Origin of the sequence: Natronomonas marina (assembly GCF_024298905.1) — an archaeon.
In the GTDB taxonomy this organism is placed as follows: Archaea; Halobacteriota; Halobacteria; order Halobacteriales; family Haloarculaceae; genus Natronomonas; species Natronomonas marina.
Genome location: NZ_CP101154.1, coordinates 2617084 through 2631058, shown reverse-complemented (window position 1 = coordinate 2631058; position 13975 = coordinate 2617084). Strand labels below are relative to the sequence as shown.

The following is a 13975-nucleotide window of genomic DNA, read 5'->3' as shown; positions in this document are numbered from 1 at the left end:
CTCCGCTCGCCGTTCGCGTCGAGGCGACCGCTGGCCGCCTCGCGACCGCCGCCCGGACCGCGCCGTTTTTGCCCGCGGCGACCCGTGGTCCGGTATGCGACGAATCGGGCTGGTCGTCAACCCCATCGCCGGCATGGGGGGCCGGGTCGGGCTGAAGGGCACCGACAACAAGGTCGAGGAGGCACGCCGGCGCGGCGCCGACCCCCGCTCGCCCTCGCGGGCCCGTGCGGCGCTGGAACACCTCGGGGAACAGCCCACCGAGGTCGACCTCTACACTTACGGCGGCGAGATGGGCGAAGACGAGGCCGTCGCTGCCGGCTTCTCGCCGACCGTCGTCGGCCACCCCGACGGCGAGGAGACCAGCGCCGCCGACACCCGCGAGGCCGTCCGGCGACTCCTCGAGGCCGACATCGACCTCCTGCTTTTCGTCGGCGGCGACGGTACCGCCGTCGACGTCGCCGAGACGCTGGCCGACGCCGGCACCGAGGTACCGATACTCGGCGTCCCCGGCGGCGTGAAGGTCTACTCGTCGGTGTTCGCGGTCACCCCGCGGGCCGCCGGCCGCATCGCCGCCACCTTCGACCGAACCGAGACCCGCGAGGTCAACGACATCGACGAGGACGCCTACCGCGGCGGCGACGTGACGACCGAACTGAAGGCGCTTGCGGAGGTGCCCGTCGGCGACGAAATCCAGTCCTCGAAACAGATCGGCGGCGGCACCGTCGAGGCGCTGGCCGAGGCCGTCGCCGGGGACATCCTCGACGACGAGGTTCGGACGACGCCGTCCTCGCGGGCGGGCCGGGACGCCGCCGGCTCCGGCGGAGCCACCTACGTCCTCGGCCCGGGGTCGACGGTCGACGCCGTCAAGACCGAACTCGGCTTCAACGGCTCGCCGCTCGGGGTCGACGTCTGGCGGGACGGCGACGTCGTCGCCGCCGACGCCAGCGAGTCCGACATCCTCGACCACCTCGGCGAGCGCAACGTCGTCGTCGTCTCGCCCATCGGCGGCCAGGGGTTCATCTTCGGCCGCGGCAACGACCAGATTTCGCCCGCGGTCATCCGTCGTTCGGAAATCGAGGTCATCGCCTCGAAACAGAAACTCGACGACATCGGCGTCCTCCGGGTGGACACCGGCGACCCCCGGCTCGACGAGCGGTTGCGGGGCTGGCAGCGCGTCCGGGTCGGGAAGTTCGAGCGACGGCTGCTGAAGGTCGTCTAAACCCACTTTTTACTTCGTCGGGTTTCCTCGCGCGACCCTGCGGGTCGCGCTGCGGGAACCACTCCTCGTAAAAACTTGGGGAAAAATCCCCCGGCGGCTCACTGCGTTCGCCGCCGGCGAAACCGCGACTCGCTTCGCTCGTCGCGGTATGCTCGCGGAATAATTTCGGTTGTCCGTATCCGAATCGGCTGCGAGAATGGGCTTGCGTACTTAGCAATCCAGCGGACTGTCGGAGAATCTGATGAGGTGAATCACGTCTTCGGCGTCTAGATACCGCTGGCCGCCGAATGTCACCGGTACGCACATCTCCTGAGGCAGTTCTATGACACCCTCTCAGAATGGGAATTGATCCTTAGCCGACTGGAACGCGAGCCGTCCGAGCAACTGACTGGGGCCGCGCTTCGGCAGGTCGTGGGCAACATTCAACTTACTCGGCGGGTCACTCCCGCCGACCCCGAGTTCCCAGTCCGTCTCCGACTCGAAACGCTCAACGGCAGATTCGACCTGCTCACGCACGGCGTCGGTATCCATTGTTTTCACATCACCGTCTCGCATCAGCACGTCACCGTCCACGATGACTGTCTTCACGTCGGCGGGTACCGCGTTGTTGACGATCTGTGCCGGGATATTGGTCACGGGGATGAACTTCGGCTTCTCGATGTCAAGCACGATGACGTCGGCGCACTTCCCGGGTTCGAGACTCCCGACCTCGTCATCAATTCCGAGTGCCGCTGCCCCTTCGATGGTGAGCATCCGCACCAGCTCCATTGAGTGGTACTGCCCCGTTGACCGTTTGAGATTAGCTGCGAGCCGGGCCTGCCGTGCTTCGCCGAACAGGCTGTAGGAGTCGTGCCAGTAATGGTCGTCGATGCCCAGCCCAACATCGACGCTCGCGTCCCGAAGCTCCGGCACAGGCGTCCACTGCACGTCGCCGTCCGTGTTCCAGTACGCGAAAATCGACGGGCAGTGTGCAACCGACGCGTTCGCGTCAGCAGTTCGCTGGATATCCTCGTTGTTGGCCAGCCGGAAGTGAGCGGCCACCAGCCGATCGTCAAGGAGACCGATGTCGTCAAGCAGGTCGAGCGAGTCCTCGGCACCATTTGACCGCGCCATCGTATTACTCGCCTCCAGTTCGAGCAGATGCGTGTGAACGAGTAGATCAGGATATTCGTCAGCGAGGGCGGCAGTACGCTCCCACAGCGCTCGTGTACACGACCAGTCATCATGGGGATTGATCGTTGCCCGGATGCGGCCGCCGTACGCACCGTGGTACTCGTCAATAAACTCGCGGGCGCGTTCGAACTGCTTATCGACCGGGACGTCCCAGAAGAGATCGGAGAGCGCCATCCCAAAGAATCCGCGGAGGCCAGCCTCGCCGAACGTCTCTGCGCCCCCGCTGGGACGTACGTCCATCGAGTTGACGGTCGTGACACCGCCTGCGAGGAAGTTGAGTGCGGCGAGTTCGTATCCCGCGTCGGTAAGGTAGTCGTATTCGCCGTCAGCGATGTGACCGAAAATGGCGGTCATTCCGCTCATCATCTCCAATAGGTCGAGGTCACTGAACGCGCCGAGCAATGGCGTCAGCTCCAGGTGGGTGTGTGCGTTGACGAGCCCCGGCATCACGAGGGTGCCCTTGCCGTCGATGACACGGTCGGCGTCACAGTCTCGGTCACCGTCTCGTGTCGTTCGCACGTCGGTGAGGACACCGTCTTCGACTACAACCGTGCCGTTCCGGTAGATTCTGTTATCTTCGTCTACAGTCACAACCACTGCGTCGTGTACTACGAGATCCGCGTCGTTGACCGCGACCTCAGTGTTGTCTCCCAACTCAGCGGCATCTGGCGTCATAATTGGAGGTAAGAGGGGTCGTCCGGTGAGCCTACTGCCGAGTATTGTCATGGGATTTTTAAACAGAGCTGGTGAAATGAGAGGTACGCTCTGCCGATGTCGTTGACTCGACTTCAGGTTTCAGCGTCGCTGGCTCCCACAGTCCTTCCGTCATTTTACGCCACGGTGACAGAGTCGCCAGCGGTCTCGCAACTGCGTCTCGTTGACTGGAATCTTGCAGCAGAGGACCTAGCAACTGTTCTGTACGACGTTGACGGTGACACGAGTGTGTTCGTTGATGCAGCGCGTGGCACCGATGGAATCGAGGATGTCGCGGCACCCACTTCTACCGGTGGTTCGGGGTACGTGTTGGTCACGGCGAATCCCGACGCACTCCCGTTCTTTAGGACGTTTCTCGTGTTGACGGCGCGAGCGGGGTTGCTCGTCAGGTCTCCAGTCGTGTACAGCGACTTCGAAACAAGAGGTGAGGTGGTGGGAGACGCTTCGGCACTGCAAACCGCGGTTGACGCCGCACCACGGACTATCGACGTGACAATCGAGAACATTGGGTCACGTCCGTCGCAACGGACGGACCCATTTTTTGAACTGAGCAATCGGCAGCGTGAGGCGGTTTTTACCGCGTTCGAACACGGGTACTATCAGCATCCCCGAGAGACAACTCACGCAGAATTAGCCGAAGAGCTTGGGTGCGCGGCCAACACGGTCAGTGAACACCTCCAGAAAGCGGAAGTGAAACTTATCAAGGCGCTCGTAGAACTTCAGTCGTGACTTTTAGATGCTTGTGACATATTTTCTATATAGAGGATCTATCGGTTTTTCGTTGATGAAGCACTAGATTGAGTTGTACACTGGTATGTGTATCCCCTATATCGACCGATTCGACGTTCGGACTCGAAATCCGCCGAGGGGGCGTCCGAAGGTCGCCCCCGAGGCGGTTCTCCGGCGTGAGGGAGCACAGCGACCGAGCGCCGGTAGCGACGAGCGACCGGAGGGAGCGAGGAGCTATTTTTCCCCAAGTTTTTGCCACGAACCGGTGTCGCGCCTGCGGCGCGACCCGCGTTCGCGTGCAAAAAGTGGGTCTAGAGACCCAGTTCTCGACCCAGGACGAGGTGCTGAATCTCGCTCGTCCCCTCGCCGATCTCCATCAGTTTGGCGTCGCGGTAGAACCGCTGGGGCGGGAAGTCGGTGGTGTAGCCGTAGCCGCCGTGGACCTGGACGGCGTCCTCCGCCACCTCGCGGCAGATCTCGGAGGCGTCCAGTTTCGCCAGCGAGGACAGCCTGGTGACGTCCTCGCCGTCGTCGTACATCGTCGCCGCCTTGTGGGTCAGGAGACGGGCTCGCTCGACCTTGCGGTCCATCGAGACGATCATGTCGCGGATGGCGTCGAACTTCGAGATGGGCCGGTCGAACTGCTCGCGCTCGGTGGCGTACTCGCGGGCGGCGTCGAAGGCGCCCTGCCCCAGGCCCGTCGACAGCGCGGCGATGGAGATGCGGCCGCCGTCGAGCGTCTTTTTCGTCTGGTCCCAGCCGTCGCCCTCCTCGCCGAGCAGGCGCTCTTCGGGGATGCGGACGTTATCGAGTTGAATCTCGCAGGTCGGGGAGGCGTTCAGCCCCATCTTGTCCCAGACGTTCGTGACCTCGAAGCCGTCGTCGTTCTCGGGGTCGACGATGAACGTCGAGATGCCGTCGTAGCCGGCGCCGGGGTCGGTAACTGCCTTCACGAGGACGCTGTTTGCGACGCTCGCGTTCGTGATGAACTGCTTGGTGCCGTCGATGACGTACTCGTCGCCGTCCTTCTCGGCCATCGTGTCCATGTCCGAGGCGTCCGACCCCGAGGAGGGTTCGGTCAGCGCCCACGCGCCCATGCCCTCGCCCTCCGCGAGCGGGCGGCCCCACTTCTCGATCTGTTCTTCGGTGCCGAAGTTGATTATCGGCATCAGCCCCAGCGACGTGTGGGCGACGTACGAGAGGCCGATCGATCCGGAGACGCGGCCGAGTTCCTCGGCGACCACGGCGTACATGAGGTAGTCACCGCCGGCGCCGCCGTACTCCTCGGCGACGGGGACGCCCATCAGGTCGAGATCGGCCAACTCCTCGAATACCTCCTCGGGGAAGCGGTGTTCCTCCTCGATTTCCTGTGCGATGGGTTCGATCTCCGCCTCGCAGAAGTCACGAACCACACCCTGGATCATCTCGTGTTCGTCGGGGAGGGTGAAATCCATACGCGAACCCTACGGGCACGCGAAAATAAACGTGCCGGCACGCGACGCGGCGGACGACCCGTTTATCGGCCACGGCGCGGCAGTTCGGACGCCGCGGTCGGTTCGAGGACACGACTTAAGACCCGCCGTCCGCTACGTCGAAAGGATGCCCATCCGACGGCTCCTGCGAGAGAGCGTCCCGGAAGCGACGCTGGCCGCGGTCGCGGAGGACGTCGCCGACCGCTACGGGGAGCCGTCGGCGGAGTTCGAGCGTCTGGAGGCGAACAACTGGCTGTCGGTCCCGCTCGTGGTCGAGGACCGCTGGTTCGTGAAGGTGATCGCCGACCAGCACTCGCTGGTGCACGCGGTGCTGACGACGGGCCGGAACATCGGGGCCTTCTCGTCGGGCACGGAGGGGTTCTTCGAGCACTTCTCGACGCCGGTAGAGATGGCCCAGCACGAACTCGCGGCGACGCAGGCGATGCGGGAACTCGGGGTCAACGCCCCGGAACCGAAGGAGGCCTTCGAGCACGACGGTCTCGGCGTGCTCGTCTTGGAGTACCTGCCGGAGTTCCGGACGCTGGACGAACTTCCCGAGGCCGAAATCGCGGCGTTCGCGCCGGCGCTGTTCGAGAACCTCGCGCGGATGCACGAGGCGGAACTCGCCCACGGTGACCTCCGGGCGGAGAACGTCCTCGTCGCGCCCGACGACGGCGAGGAGGTGCTGTACTTCATCGACGCGACCCGCGTGCAGGCAATCGAGGACGCCAAGGCCTACGATCTGGCGTGTGCGCTGGCGTCGCTGACGCCGCACGTCGACGCACGGCCGGCCGTCGACGCCGCCCGAGAGCACTACTCGACGGAGGACATACTGGCCGCCCGCGAGTTCCTCGACTTCGTGAACCTGCGGCCGGACCACGATTTCGAGGCGGCCGAGGTGAAGGGCGAAATCGAGCGGGCGGCTGACTGATGCTGTCGGCTGTAAACGACCGCTACTCCTCGTAGTTGTCGTCGATGAAGTCGTGGGCGTCCTCCAGTATGTCGCGGGGTCCGTCCTGGGTGATGGTGTTGATGGCCTGTTCGTAGTCGCGCCACTGCATGTCGCGGTGCTCCTCCGAGAGTTCGGCGGACGCCTCGAAGGATTTGGCGACGAACAGGTGGACCGTCTTGTGAATCGTCTTGCCGTTCGCCTCGAACACGTAGTCGTAGTCTTTTCGGAAGCCGTCCAGTAGCCGGAAGTCAGCGATTCCGGCCTCCTCTTTCACTTCGCGGATGGCGGTCTGCTGAAGTTCCTCCTCGCCCTCGACGCCGCCTTTGGGGAACTCCCAGTCGCCGGGGCGGGACTTCAACAGCAGGTACTCACGCCGGCCACGCGTGTCGCGAAAGAGGATGGCTCCCGCGCTCGTGGCCTCTATCATTACCGCTACGTAGATGGTCGGACGGTAAAGGAATATCGGACGCCGCTCGCGGTCGCGTCGATAGGTGCGTTTTTACCCGTCGAGCGTCCACGGGAGGACATGCCCTTCGTCACCACCCTGACGCTCCAGAGCGGCGACCGGGCCGTCCTCGAGCGCGTCGTCGGGGACATCAAGGAGCGCGCCGAACGGAAGGGCGTCGAGTTGAAGGGGCCGCACGCGGCGTCGCCGGTGGACTACAGCGTCCCGCAGTCCAGGCGACTCTCCGCGTCTGGCCCGCGCTTTTCGCCGTGGCGCTACACCGTCTACATCCGGCGCCTGGAGGTCGTCGGCCACGACGAGTTCGCCCGGACGGTCGCCGAGGAACCGTTCCCCGAGGGGGTCCACCTCGACGTCGACGTCGAGCGGGTCTCCGCGCCCGACGGCCGCTAATCCAGTTCGGTGAACCGGATCGCACTGTCGGCGATCCGGACGTCCAGCGTCGAGCGCTCGTCGAGTCGCGCCCAGTCGTGGCTGTCGGACTGCCCGTCCGTCGTCGTCACCAGCACACGGAGGTCGCCGTCCGGCAGCCCCTCGCCCGGCACCCCAAAGGAACCCTCCGGCGCCAGGGTCTCCCGCTGGACGAGCACCTCCTCGAGTTCGTCGGTCGGCGGCCGCTCGCCGGTCGCCGTCGGGGTGTCGGCGGCGGTGCCCGTCGGCGTCCCCCCGGCGTCGGTCGGTTCCTCTCCGGTCTCGGTTCCGGCGCCCTCGCGGGTCGCCGCCCAGTCCGGGAGTTCGTACAGCCGGACCGTCACCGTGAACTCCGAGTCGGTGACGTTCGTCACGAAGACCGCCGTCGAGGTCCGCCTGGGCGGGTCGCTACAGCCGGCCAGCGCCGCGACCCCGGCGGCCGCTCCCAGGAGGGCCCGGCGACGGGTGACGGGAACGTCCATACCCGCCGTACTCCCCGGGACTCAAAGAGCGTGTCGCGTCGTCGCCGCGCCGCGCGTCGTCGAGACGGCGACGCCGGAGGCTTATGCCGACGGGCCGCCTGGGTCGGGTATGCACGCGGACCGCGAGGAGCGTCTCGTCGCGTTGCGGCGCGAGTTGCACCGCCACCCCGAACCCGCCTGGAAGGAGTTCCGGACGACCGCCCGCGTCGTCGCGGAACTGGAGCGCGTCGGCGTCGACGACTGCATCGTCGGCCGCGACGTCCTGGCCGACGAGCGGCTCTCGGTGCCCGACGATGCCGACCTCGAACCGTGGTACGAGCGGGCCCGCGAGGCCGGCGTCGACGAGGACCTCCTGGAGTCGATGGCCGGCGGCTGGACCGGCTGTATCGCGGTCCTCGAGATGGGCGAGGGACCGACGGTCGGCCTTCGGGTCGACATCGACGGCCTGCCGCGCGAGGAGTCGACCGACGAGGCCCACGAACCCGCCCGCGAGGGGTTCCGCTCGGAGACCGGCGCGATGCACGCCTGCGGCCACGACGCCCACGCGACCATCGGTATCGGGGTGCTGGAGGCGGTGAAGGACAGTGACTTCTCGGGGACGCTGAAGGTGTTCTTCCAGCCCGCCGAGGAGGTCATCGGCGGCGGCAAGCCGATGGCCGAGTCGGGCCACCTCGACGACGTCGACTACCTCTACGCCGTCCACGTCGGTCTGGACTACCCGACCGGCGAGGTGGTCGCCGGCATCGGCGACATCCTCGCGGTGACGCAGTTCTACGCCACCTTCGAGGGCGAACCCAGCCACGCCGGGGCCAAGCCGGAGGCCGGCCGCAACGCCGTCCAGGCGATGGCGACGGCGGTGTCGAACCTCTACGCCATCCCGCGGCACAGCGACGGCGCCTCCCGCATCAACGCCGGCCGGGTCGGCGGTGGCTCCGCCTCCAACATCATCCCTGAGGAGGCGTTCGTCCACGGCGAGGCCCGCGGCACCACGACCGAGATTCGTGACTTCACCTTCGACCGGGCGCGGAAGGCGATGGAGGGCGCCGCCCTCAGCCACGACTGCGAGGTCGACATCGACGTCGAGGGCGAGGCGCCCTCCGCCGAGAGCGACGCGGAACTGGTCGACCTCGTCCACGACGCCTCGGCGTCGCACCCGGACGTGACGCGGGCGACCCGTCGCGGCGAACTGGGCGGCAGCGAGGACGCCACCTTCCTGATGCAGCGCGTCCAGGACAACGGGGGGCTGGCCACCTACGTCGGCGTCGGTACCGACCACCCCGGCGGCCACCACACCGCCACCTTCGACGTCGACGAGGAATCCATCGCCATCGGCGTCGACGTGCTGACCGAGGCCATCGTCGAAACCGCCGCACGCCGGCCGTAGCGACTCCCGGCCCGGGCGCACCCGACACAGAAATGACAACTGAACGTTACGTCGACATTCCGGAACGGTAAGACGGGTTTGCCCCGACGAAACGGCAAAACCATCAGTAAAATATCATATATTTATAAGTACCCGTCGGATACATTTGCCCCTATGTCGTCGATAGAAGACGCGATAACGTATCCCACGGAAAGTGACGACTGGATAGTGACCGTACTCATCGGGGGGGTAATGTTGCTTCTCAGCTTCCTCGTCATCCCGGCGTTTATCGCCTACGGCTACCTCGTCCGTGCGATACAGTCGAACCTCGACGGCGAGCCAGAACCGCCGACGTTCGGCGACTGGGGCGAACTGATCGTCGACGGCCTGAAGGTCTTCGTCGTCGGGCTGATCTACATGCTGATCCCGCTTGCGGTGCTCGGCTTCACGGTCGGGACCGCGATCATCGCCCTGCTGACCGGGAGCGACGCTGGCGCTGCTGCCGGGTTCGGAACGCTGATGGTCGGGTTGCTCGTCGGGTTCGTCCTGTCGCTTATCTTTGGCTACCTCGCGGTGGTCGGCATCGTCAACTTCGTCCACAAGGACAGCTTCGGCGCGGCCTTCGACGTCGGTACCATCCGCGAGGTCGGCTTCGACAGCGACTTCGCGGTGCCGTGGCTGATCTCGGTCGGCGTCTTCCTCGCCGCGGGCCTGGTCGCGGGCGTCCTCAACATCATCCCGTTCCTCGGGGGGCTGGTCGGCGTCTTCCTCAATTTCTACGCGCTCATCGTCGCGGCCAACCTCTGGGCCGACGGGTACCTGGCGGCGACGGGCGGCGGCGACGGCTCCGGGCAGGCCGGCGTCGAACAAACGCCGGTGTAGCTACAGCAGGAACCGTTCTTCGTTTTCGCTCATGTCGACGAACGAATCGGCCGCGTCGACCAGCTCCTCGGCCGTCGAGGAGCCGAAGCCGAACACCTCCGTCCGCACCCCCTCGTGGCGGAGGTGGTAACAGAGTCGCTCGAAGTCGCCGTCCCCGCTACAGAGGACGACAGCGTCCACCTTCGACGCCAGCGTCACGGCGTCGAGACACATCCCGAGGTCCCAGTTGGCCTTCTGGCTCCCGTCGGCGAACGTCTTGATGTCCTTGATCTTCGTCTCGAAGCCGATGTCCCGCAGCGCCTCGAAGAAGTCCTCCTCGGAGGGCGAGTCCGCGCGGATGACGTAGGCGATGGCGCGGACGAGTTCGCGGTCGTCGACCGCGGCGTCGAGCAGTTCCGTGTAGTCGAGGTTCCGGGAGTAGAGACTGTGGGCCGTGTGATAGAGGTTCTGCGAATCGGCGATGACCGCGACCCGCTGGTCGTCGTGAATCGGCGGCATACCGGCACTCGTTCGGCCTCCGTCAAAGGCCTTGGTATCGGCCGTCAGCCCTCGTCGTCGCTGCAGTCGTGGGGACGGAGCGTGCGGCTGTTGCCGGTTTCGACCCGGACGACCCGGATTTGACACTCGGCTCCGACGGCGACCGTCACCGCGTCCCCCTCGACGACGTAGTCGCCCTCGCGGCGCGGAAACTCGCCGGACGCCTCGCCCTTCCAGGCCCCCGGCGCGGTCTGGTCCGCGCTCGCGTCGGCGTCCGCGAACCCCTCGCCGACGATGCGGAGTCCAGTCGCTGGGAGCGGGTCGCCACCGTCGTGGGTGAAGACGACAACCCGGGTCCCGTCGGCCGTCGTGCGCTCCTCGACGTCGAACTGCGCCAGCCCCTTGCCGGGGTAGTCCGCGGTGAGGTCGGCGGCGACCCCGGTGGCGACCGGAAGCACGGCGACGAACGCGAGCAGGCAGACGGCGACCAGCGCGAGCGGGACGCCCGAGACGCCGACGGCCGTCTCCCGGAGCAGCCATCGGCCGCCCATCAGGAGTGCCCCTGCCGCTCCCACGATGCCGACGAGGAGGAGGCCCCCGGTCAGCACGACCCCACCCCGCTGGACTACCACCCTGTTACCGAGTGTGAACGCCGCGAACGCGACCGGGAGTCCCAGAACTGCGCCGGCGCTGACCAGGCCGTGGGCGACCCAGCGGTCGTCCTCGCGAGCCCATCCGACGGCCAGGAAGAGTGGGCCGACCAGGTACAGGAGCCCGAGCGACGCCCAGAGCGCCCAGACGACCGTCGCACCGAGACGGGCCTCGACGAGCGACGTCGACCGGTCCAGGGGCACGAACACGGTCATCGCGGCGACCAGGCCGCCGAGGGCGCCGACGACAAGCGTCAGGCCAGTCACGTACGCCGCCGTCCGGATTCCGGTCGTGGTCATGGGAACAGCGCGAACAGCACCAGCGCCACGAGCGGCGCGAGCAGCAGGTTCATGATGGTCACGTACGCCAGCAGGCCCCGGCGCTTGAGCGCGTTGTCGGGGAACAGCCCGGACGCGAGCCGATAGCCCACCAACTCGGAGGCTGCCGCCACGGCCGTCCCGACGAGGGTGACGAGCGCGCCCGCAAACCAGCAGGGTACCGGCCCGCAGGAGGTCGCGAACTGGACGCCCTCGGGATAGGCCGGCTGGATGCGGGCGGCCTCCGCCCGCGTCAGGCCGTTCGCTTCGAGCCACTCGACGACGGGATGGTCGGCGGGCAGGTCCTCGATGCGGACGGTCGGCTCCTCGTCCATCACGGCCGCGACGAGGTCCTCGCGGCCGTCCTCGAGGAGCAGGTGCGCCACCGCACACGGCACCTCGTCGTCGCCGACGAACAGCGGCGTCCGCTCGGGGACTGTGCGATTGGTCGGGAACTCGCCGCGCCGCTGGTAGTCCGCCAGGCGGTCGAGATGCCGCCTCCGGCGGCGACGCTGTCGGGGCGCGAGGTCGTCGTGATTCGCGTCCCGGAGCGCCGCCTCGGTCCGACGGAGGTGTTCGCGGATGCGGCCGCGCTCGAGGCCGTGCTGCCAGCGGCGAAGCGTCCCGCGGAGTGCCACCGGCCGGCCGACACACCCCATGTTGGTCGATGCCATGCACCCACGAATGTCAGCCGAGTAAAAGAAAGCTGTGCGTCTCCGCCACTGGAACTCGTCTCGGCGAGTTTCTCCCGGCGCGGTCGGGATACCTCGTCGGGTGTCTCTCGCCGCCGGCCGAACGTTTCACCCCCTGCGAGTACGTCCACGTCGACGCCGGGGATGGCGACGACCCGCCGTCAGTCGCCCATCGGGTCGGCGTCCCGGCTGGAACGCCGCTCGTTTCCGCTCGACGCTCCGGCGTCTTCCCGACTCGACACGTCCCGACGGCGCCGGTAGTACCCGGCGTGGTAGGCGAACGACGCGGCGAACGGGAACGGAAGTGCCAGCGCACCCAGCAGAAAGAAGACGATTCCTGCGCCGGCCAGCGCGCCGCTGTCTCCCCCGCTGGCGGGGAGCGCGACTCCGAGGCCGAACAGCGCCAGCGGGAGGATGCCGGCTACGAGGGTCACGGCGGCACGGACGAGCAGGTAGCCGATGGTGCTCAGCGGTCCGTCGCGGACGAGGGCGGCCGATTCCCGGACCGCGTCCGTCCCGCCGTGCCCGCCGATCACGACGGCGACGTCGAGGAAGTTCTGGACGAGACCGAGGAGCAGCGTCACGAGGAATCCCACGACGAGTATGACCCCGAACACGAGGAGGCCACCGCCGGCTACCGCATCGAGACCGCTGCCGGGGTCGCCGGAGCCCGCGGCGCCGATCGCGGAGAACACGCCGATCCCGGCGACCAGCGCCACGACGAGCAGCGCGAACACCGCGGCGAACTGGATCACGAACAGGATGGCGTACGCGCCGATCGCGTCCGATCCGTACTCGCCGATGCCGTCGGTGAACTCGTCGAGACCTGCCCGGTCGTCGATCGCGGCGTTCGCCATCGCCACCAACCCCACCAGCACCAGCGGGACGACGATGATACTGTAGACGATCTGTCCGACGAGCGGGACGAACGTGATCAGTGCCCCGAGCAGGAGGATGATACCGGCGATGGCGGCCGCCACGATCAACAACGGTCCCTGTTTGAGGGCTGTACCCACGTCCCCGACTGCATCCAGAGCGGCACCCATGAATCCATTCCCTCGGTGGACGAATATAAAACGGGCGCCCTCCACCGCGACGTCCCGTCCCGGCGGTTACTGGAACCCGCGGATGGGCTGAGCCTGCGTGCTCTCGTCGCCGGCGTCCTGCAGTTGCTGGGCCAGTTCCTCGCGGGCCGCCTGTATCTCGTCGGCCTGTTCGACGAGGGCGTCGGTTTCGACCTCGACGTCGGCGATGGGAGCGATGCCGCTCTCGAGGAGGACCCGGGCTGCCTCGGGGTCGGGGAACTGCGGGTTGGTCTGGACGATGAGGCCGACGGCGTCGAGACCGGTCCGCCCGGCGTGGGACAGCAGCGCGCCGGTCGGCCCGGAGACGAGCCCGCTCTCCCGCGGCGGCACGAGGCCGGCGTCCTCGAGGACCGCCTCGCCGTCGCCGGTCGCGACGCCGTACAGCTCCGGCACGCCCTCTTTCTCCTCGGGGAGGCCGCTGAGGTACAGCGGGAAGACGTCGTTCTCCTCGAACCAGCCGGTGACGCAGTCGGCGAACTGCGGCGCGCCGGACGGCGAGACGGGCACGTCGCTCTGGAGGACCAGCAGGTCGCGCTCCGCGTCGGCGTACAGTCGGACCGGCGGCAGGACGTCGGAGGACTCGCCGTGGTAGACGGCGACGTCGGGGAGGCCGTCGCAGTGCAACGAGCCGTAGTGCGCCATGTCGAACTGCTTGACGAGGTGGTCGGCGGCGATCTTCCCGACGAGGCCGGCGCCGGGGAGCCCCTCGACGAGAATGGGCGAATCGAGGTCGATGTCGTCGGCGTGTACCTGGACGTGTGCCATGCGCGAGCGAACGGGTGGCGGCGTCTTAAGCGTGTGCGCCAGCAGGAGTGTTCGGGAAGTGCGTCGATGCAGCACTCTCTGATCTCACTGCGGGTGATCGTTTCCCAGCCGTCTCGTCGGTCGACGTG

The 13975-nt window shown here is 67.0% G+C and carries 15 protein-coding genes; 6 read left to right on the top strand and 9 right to left on the bottom strand.

Annotation, left to right across the window (positions count from 1 at the left end; translation table 11 throughout):
* Positions 1 to 94 precede the first annotated feature (94 nt).
* Positions 95 to 1219 (top strand): ATP-NAD kinase family protein, encoded by a 1125-nt coding sequence (locus NLF94_RS14120; protein WP_254838267.1) that lies wholly within the window; start codon positions 95 to 97, stop codon positions 1217 to 1219.
* A 333-nt stretch (positions 1220 to 1552) separates the two neighbouring features.
* On the opposite strand, the gene NLF94_RS14115 is transcribed toward NLF94_RS14120, so the two are convergent.
* The gene (locus NLF94_RS14115) at positions 1553 to 3067 is read right to left on the bottom strand and encodes an amidohydrolase family protein (protein ID WP_254838266.1); all 1515 of its coding nucleotides are present in this window, start codon (positions 3065 to 3067) and stop codon (positions 1553 to 1555) included.
* A 165-nt stretch (positions 3068 to 3232) separates the two neighbouring features.
* On the opposite strand from NLF94_RS14115, the gene NLF94_RS14110 reads away from it, so the two are divergent.
* The gene (locus NLF94_RS14110) at positions 3233 to 3835 is read left to right on the top strand and encodes a helix-turn-helix domain-containing protein (RefSeq protein WP_254838265.1); all 603 of its coding nucleotides are present in this window, start codon (positions 3233 to 3235) and stop codon (positions 3833 to 3835) included.
* 311 nt (positions 3836 to 4146) lie between these two features.
* Here NLF94_RS14110 and NLF94_RS14105 read toward each other — a convergent pair whose 3' ends face one another.
* Positions 4147 to 5289 carry an acyl-CoA dehydrogenase family protein gene (locus NLF94_RS14105; RefSeq protein ID WP_254838264.1) on the bottom strand — a complete coding sequence of 381 codons (1143 nt, stop codon included), beginning with the start codon at positions 5287 to 5289 and terminating at the stop codon, positions 4147 to 4149.
* A 145-nt stretch (positions 5290 to 5434) separates the two neighbouring features.
* Between NLF94_RS14105 and NLF94_RS14100 the strand changes: the two genes are divergently transcribed.
* Positions 5435 to 6238 (top strand): RIO1 family regulatory kinase/ATPase domain-containing protein, encoded by an 804-nt coding sequence (locus NLF94_RS14100; RefSeq protein WP_254838263.1) that lies wholly within the window; start codon positions 5435 to 5437, stop codon positions 6236 to 6238.
* A gap of 22 nt (positions 6239 to 6260) precedes the next feature.
* On the opposite strand, the gene NLF94_RS14095 is transcribed toward NLF94_RS14100, so the two are convergent.
* On the bottom strand, positions 6261 to 6686 hold the full coding sequence (locus NLF94_RS14095) for a bis(5'-nucleosyl)-tetraphosphatase (protein ID WP_254838262.1): 426 nt from the start codon (positions 6684 to 6686) through the stop codon (positions 6261 to 6263).
* 99 nt (positions 6687 to 6785) lie between these two features.
* Here NLF94_RS14095 and NLF94_RS14090 point away from each other — a divergent pair, with 99 nt between their 5' ends.
* Positions 6786 to 7115, top strand: a complete 330-nt coding sequence (locus tag NLF94_RS14090) for an uS10/mL48 family ribosomal protein (RefSeq protein ID WP_254838261.1) — start codon at positions 6786 to 6788, stop codon at positions 7113 to 7115.
* Here the strand turns inward: NLF94_RS14090 and NLF94_RS14085 are convergent.
* Positions 7112 to 7615: a hypothetical protein gene (locus NLF94_RS14085; RefSeq protein ID WP_254838260.1), complete on the bottom strand. Its 504-nt coding sequence runs from the start codon at positions 7613 to 7615 to the stop codon at positions 7112 to 7114. The genes NLF94_RS14090 and NLF94_RS14085 overlap by 4 nt on opposite strands.
* A 109-nt stretch (positions 7616 to 7724) precedes the next feature.
* Here NLF94_RS14085 and NLF94_RS14080 point away from each other — a divergent pair, with 109 nt between their 5' ends.
* Together NLF94_RS14080 and NLF94_RS14075 are read left to right on the top strand one after the other, a co-directional pair.
* Positions 7725 to 8999, top strand: coding sequence for an amidohydrolase (locus NLF94_RS14080; protein ID WP_254838259.1), 1275 nt, complete (start codon positions 7725 to 7727; stop codon positions 8997 to 8999).
* A 153-nt stretch (positions 9000 to 9152) separates the two neighbouring features.
* On the top strand, positions 9153 to 9860 hold the full coding sequence (locus tag NLF94_RS14075) for a DUF4013 domain-containing protein (protein WP_254838258.1): 708 nt from the start codon (positions 9153 to 9155) through the stop codon (positions 9858 to 9860).
* Here the strand turns inward: NLF94_RS14075 and NLF94_RS14070 are convergent, their stop codons facing one another.
* The 5 genes from NLF94_RS14070 to NLF94_RS14050 form a co-directional block, all read right to left on the bottom strand.
* Positions 9861 to 10358, bottom strand: coding sequence for a LabA-like NYN domain-containing protein (locus tag NLF94_RS14070; protein WP_254838257.1), 498 nt, complete (start codon positions 10356 to 10358; stop codon positions 9861 to 9863).
* A gap of 44 nt (positions 10359 to 10402) precedes the next feature.
* Positions 10403 to 11287, bottom strand: a complete 885-nt coding sequence (locus NLF94_RS14065; RefSeq protein ID WP_254838256.1) for a hypothetical protein — start codon at positions 11285 to 11287, stop codon at positions 10403 to 10405.
* Positions 11284 to 11979 carry a hypothetical protein gene (locus NLF94_RS14060; RefSeq protein ID WP_254838255.1) on the bottom strand — a complete coding sequence of 232 codons (696 nt, stop codon included), beginning with the start codon at positions 11977 to 11979 and terminating at the stop codon, positions 11284 to 11286. Before NLF94_RS14060 ends, NLF94_RS14065 begins: the two co-directional genes overlap by 4 nt.
* A gap of 179 nt (positions 11980 to 12158) precedes the next feature.
* The gene (locus tag NLF94_RS14055) at positions 12159 to 13043 is read right to left on the bottom strand and encodes a DUF7847 domain-containing protein (RefSeq protein WP_254838254.1); all 885 of its coding nucleotides are present in this window, start codon (positions 13041 to 13043) and stop codon (positions 12159 to 12161) included.
* Between the two features lie 66 nt (positions 13044 to 13109).
* Entirely contained in the window at positions 13110 to 13847 is a 738-nt protein-coding gene (locus tag NLF94_RS14050; RefSeq protein ID WP_254838253.1) for a proteasome assembly chaperone family protein, read from the bottom strand.
* Positions 13848 to 13975: the final 128 nt, after the last annotated feature.

Excerpts from the sequence above, each read along its gene's own strand:
- NLF94_RS14095 (WP_254838262.1), bottom strand. The coding sequence starts at position 6,686 with ATGATAGAGGCCACGAGCGCGGGAGCCATCCTCTTTCGCGACACGCGT.
- NLF94_RS14090 (WP_254838261.1), top strand. The coding sequence starts at position 6,786 with ATGCCCTTCGTCACCACCCTGACGCTCCAGAGCGGCGACCGGGCCGTC.
- NLF94_RS14080 (WP_254838259.1), top strand. The coding sequence starts at position 7,725 with ATGCACGCGGACCGCGAGGAGCGTCTCGTCGCGTTGCGGCGCGAGTTG.
- NLF94_RS14060 (WP_254838255.1), bottom strand. The coding sequence starts at position 11,979 with ATGGCATCGACCAACATGGGGTGTGTCGGCCGGCCGGTGGCACTCCGC.
- NLF94_RS14065 (WP_254838256.1), bottom strand. The coding sequence starts at position 11,287 with ATGACCACGACCGGAATCCGGACGGCGGCGTACGTGACTGGCCTGACG.
- NLF94_RS14075 (WP_254838258.1), top strand. The coding sequence starts at position 9,153 with ATGTCGTCGATAGAAGACGCGATAACGTATCCCACGGAAAGTGACGAC.
- NLF94_RS14105 (WP_254838264.1), bottom strand. The coding sequence starts at position 5,289 with ATGGATTTCACCCTCCCCGACGAACACGAGATGATCCAGGGTGTGGTT.
- NLF94_RS14055 (WP_254838254.1), bottom strand. The coding sequence starts at position 13,043 with ATGGGTGCCGCTCTGGATGCAGTCGGGGACGTGGGTACAGCCCTCAAA.
- NLF94_RS14050 (WP_254838253.1), bottom strand. The coding sequence starts at position 13,847 with ATGGCACACGTCCAGGTACACGCCGACGACATCGACCTCGATTCGCCC.
- NLF94_RS14100 (WP_254838263.1), top strand. The coding sequence starts at position 5,435 with ATGCCCATCCGACGGCTCCTGCGAGAGAGCGTCCCGGAAGCGACGCTG.
- NLF94_RS14115 (WP_254838266.1), bottom strand. The coding sequence starts at position 3,067 with ATGACGCCAGATGCCGCTGAGTTGGGAGACAACACTGAGGTCGCGGTC.
- NLF94_RS14085 (WP_254838260.1), bottom strand. The coding sequence starts at position 7,615 with ATGGACGTTCCCGTCACCCGTCGCCGGGCCCTCCTGGGAGCGGCCGCC.
- NLF94_RS14070 (WP_254838257.1), bottom strand. The coding sequence starts at position 10,358 with ATGCCGCCGATTCACGACGACCAGCGGGTCGCGGTCATCGCCGATTCG.
- NLF94_RS14120 (WP_254838267.1), top strand. The coding sequence starts at position 95 with ATGCGACGAATCGGGCTGGTCGTCAACCCCATCGCCGGCATGGGGGGC.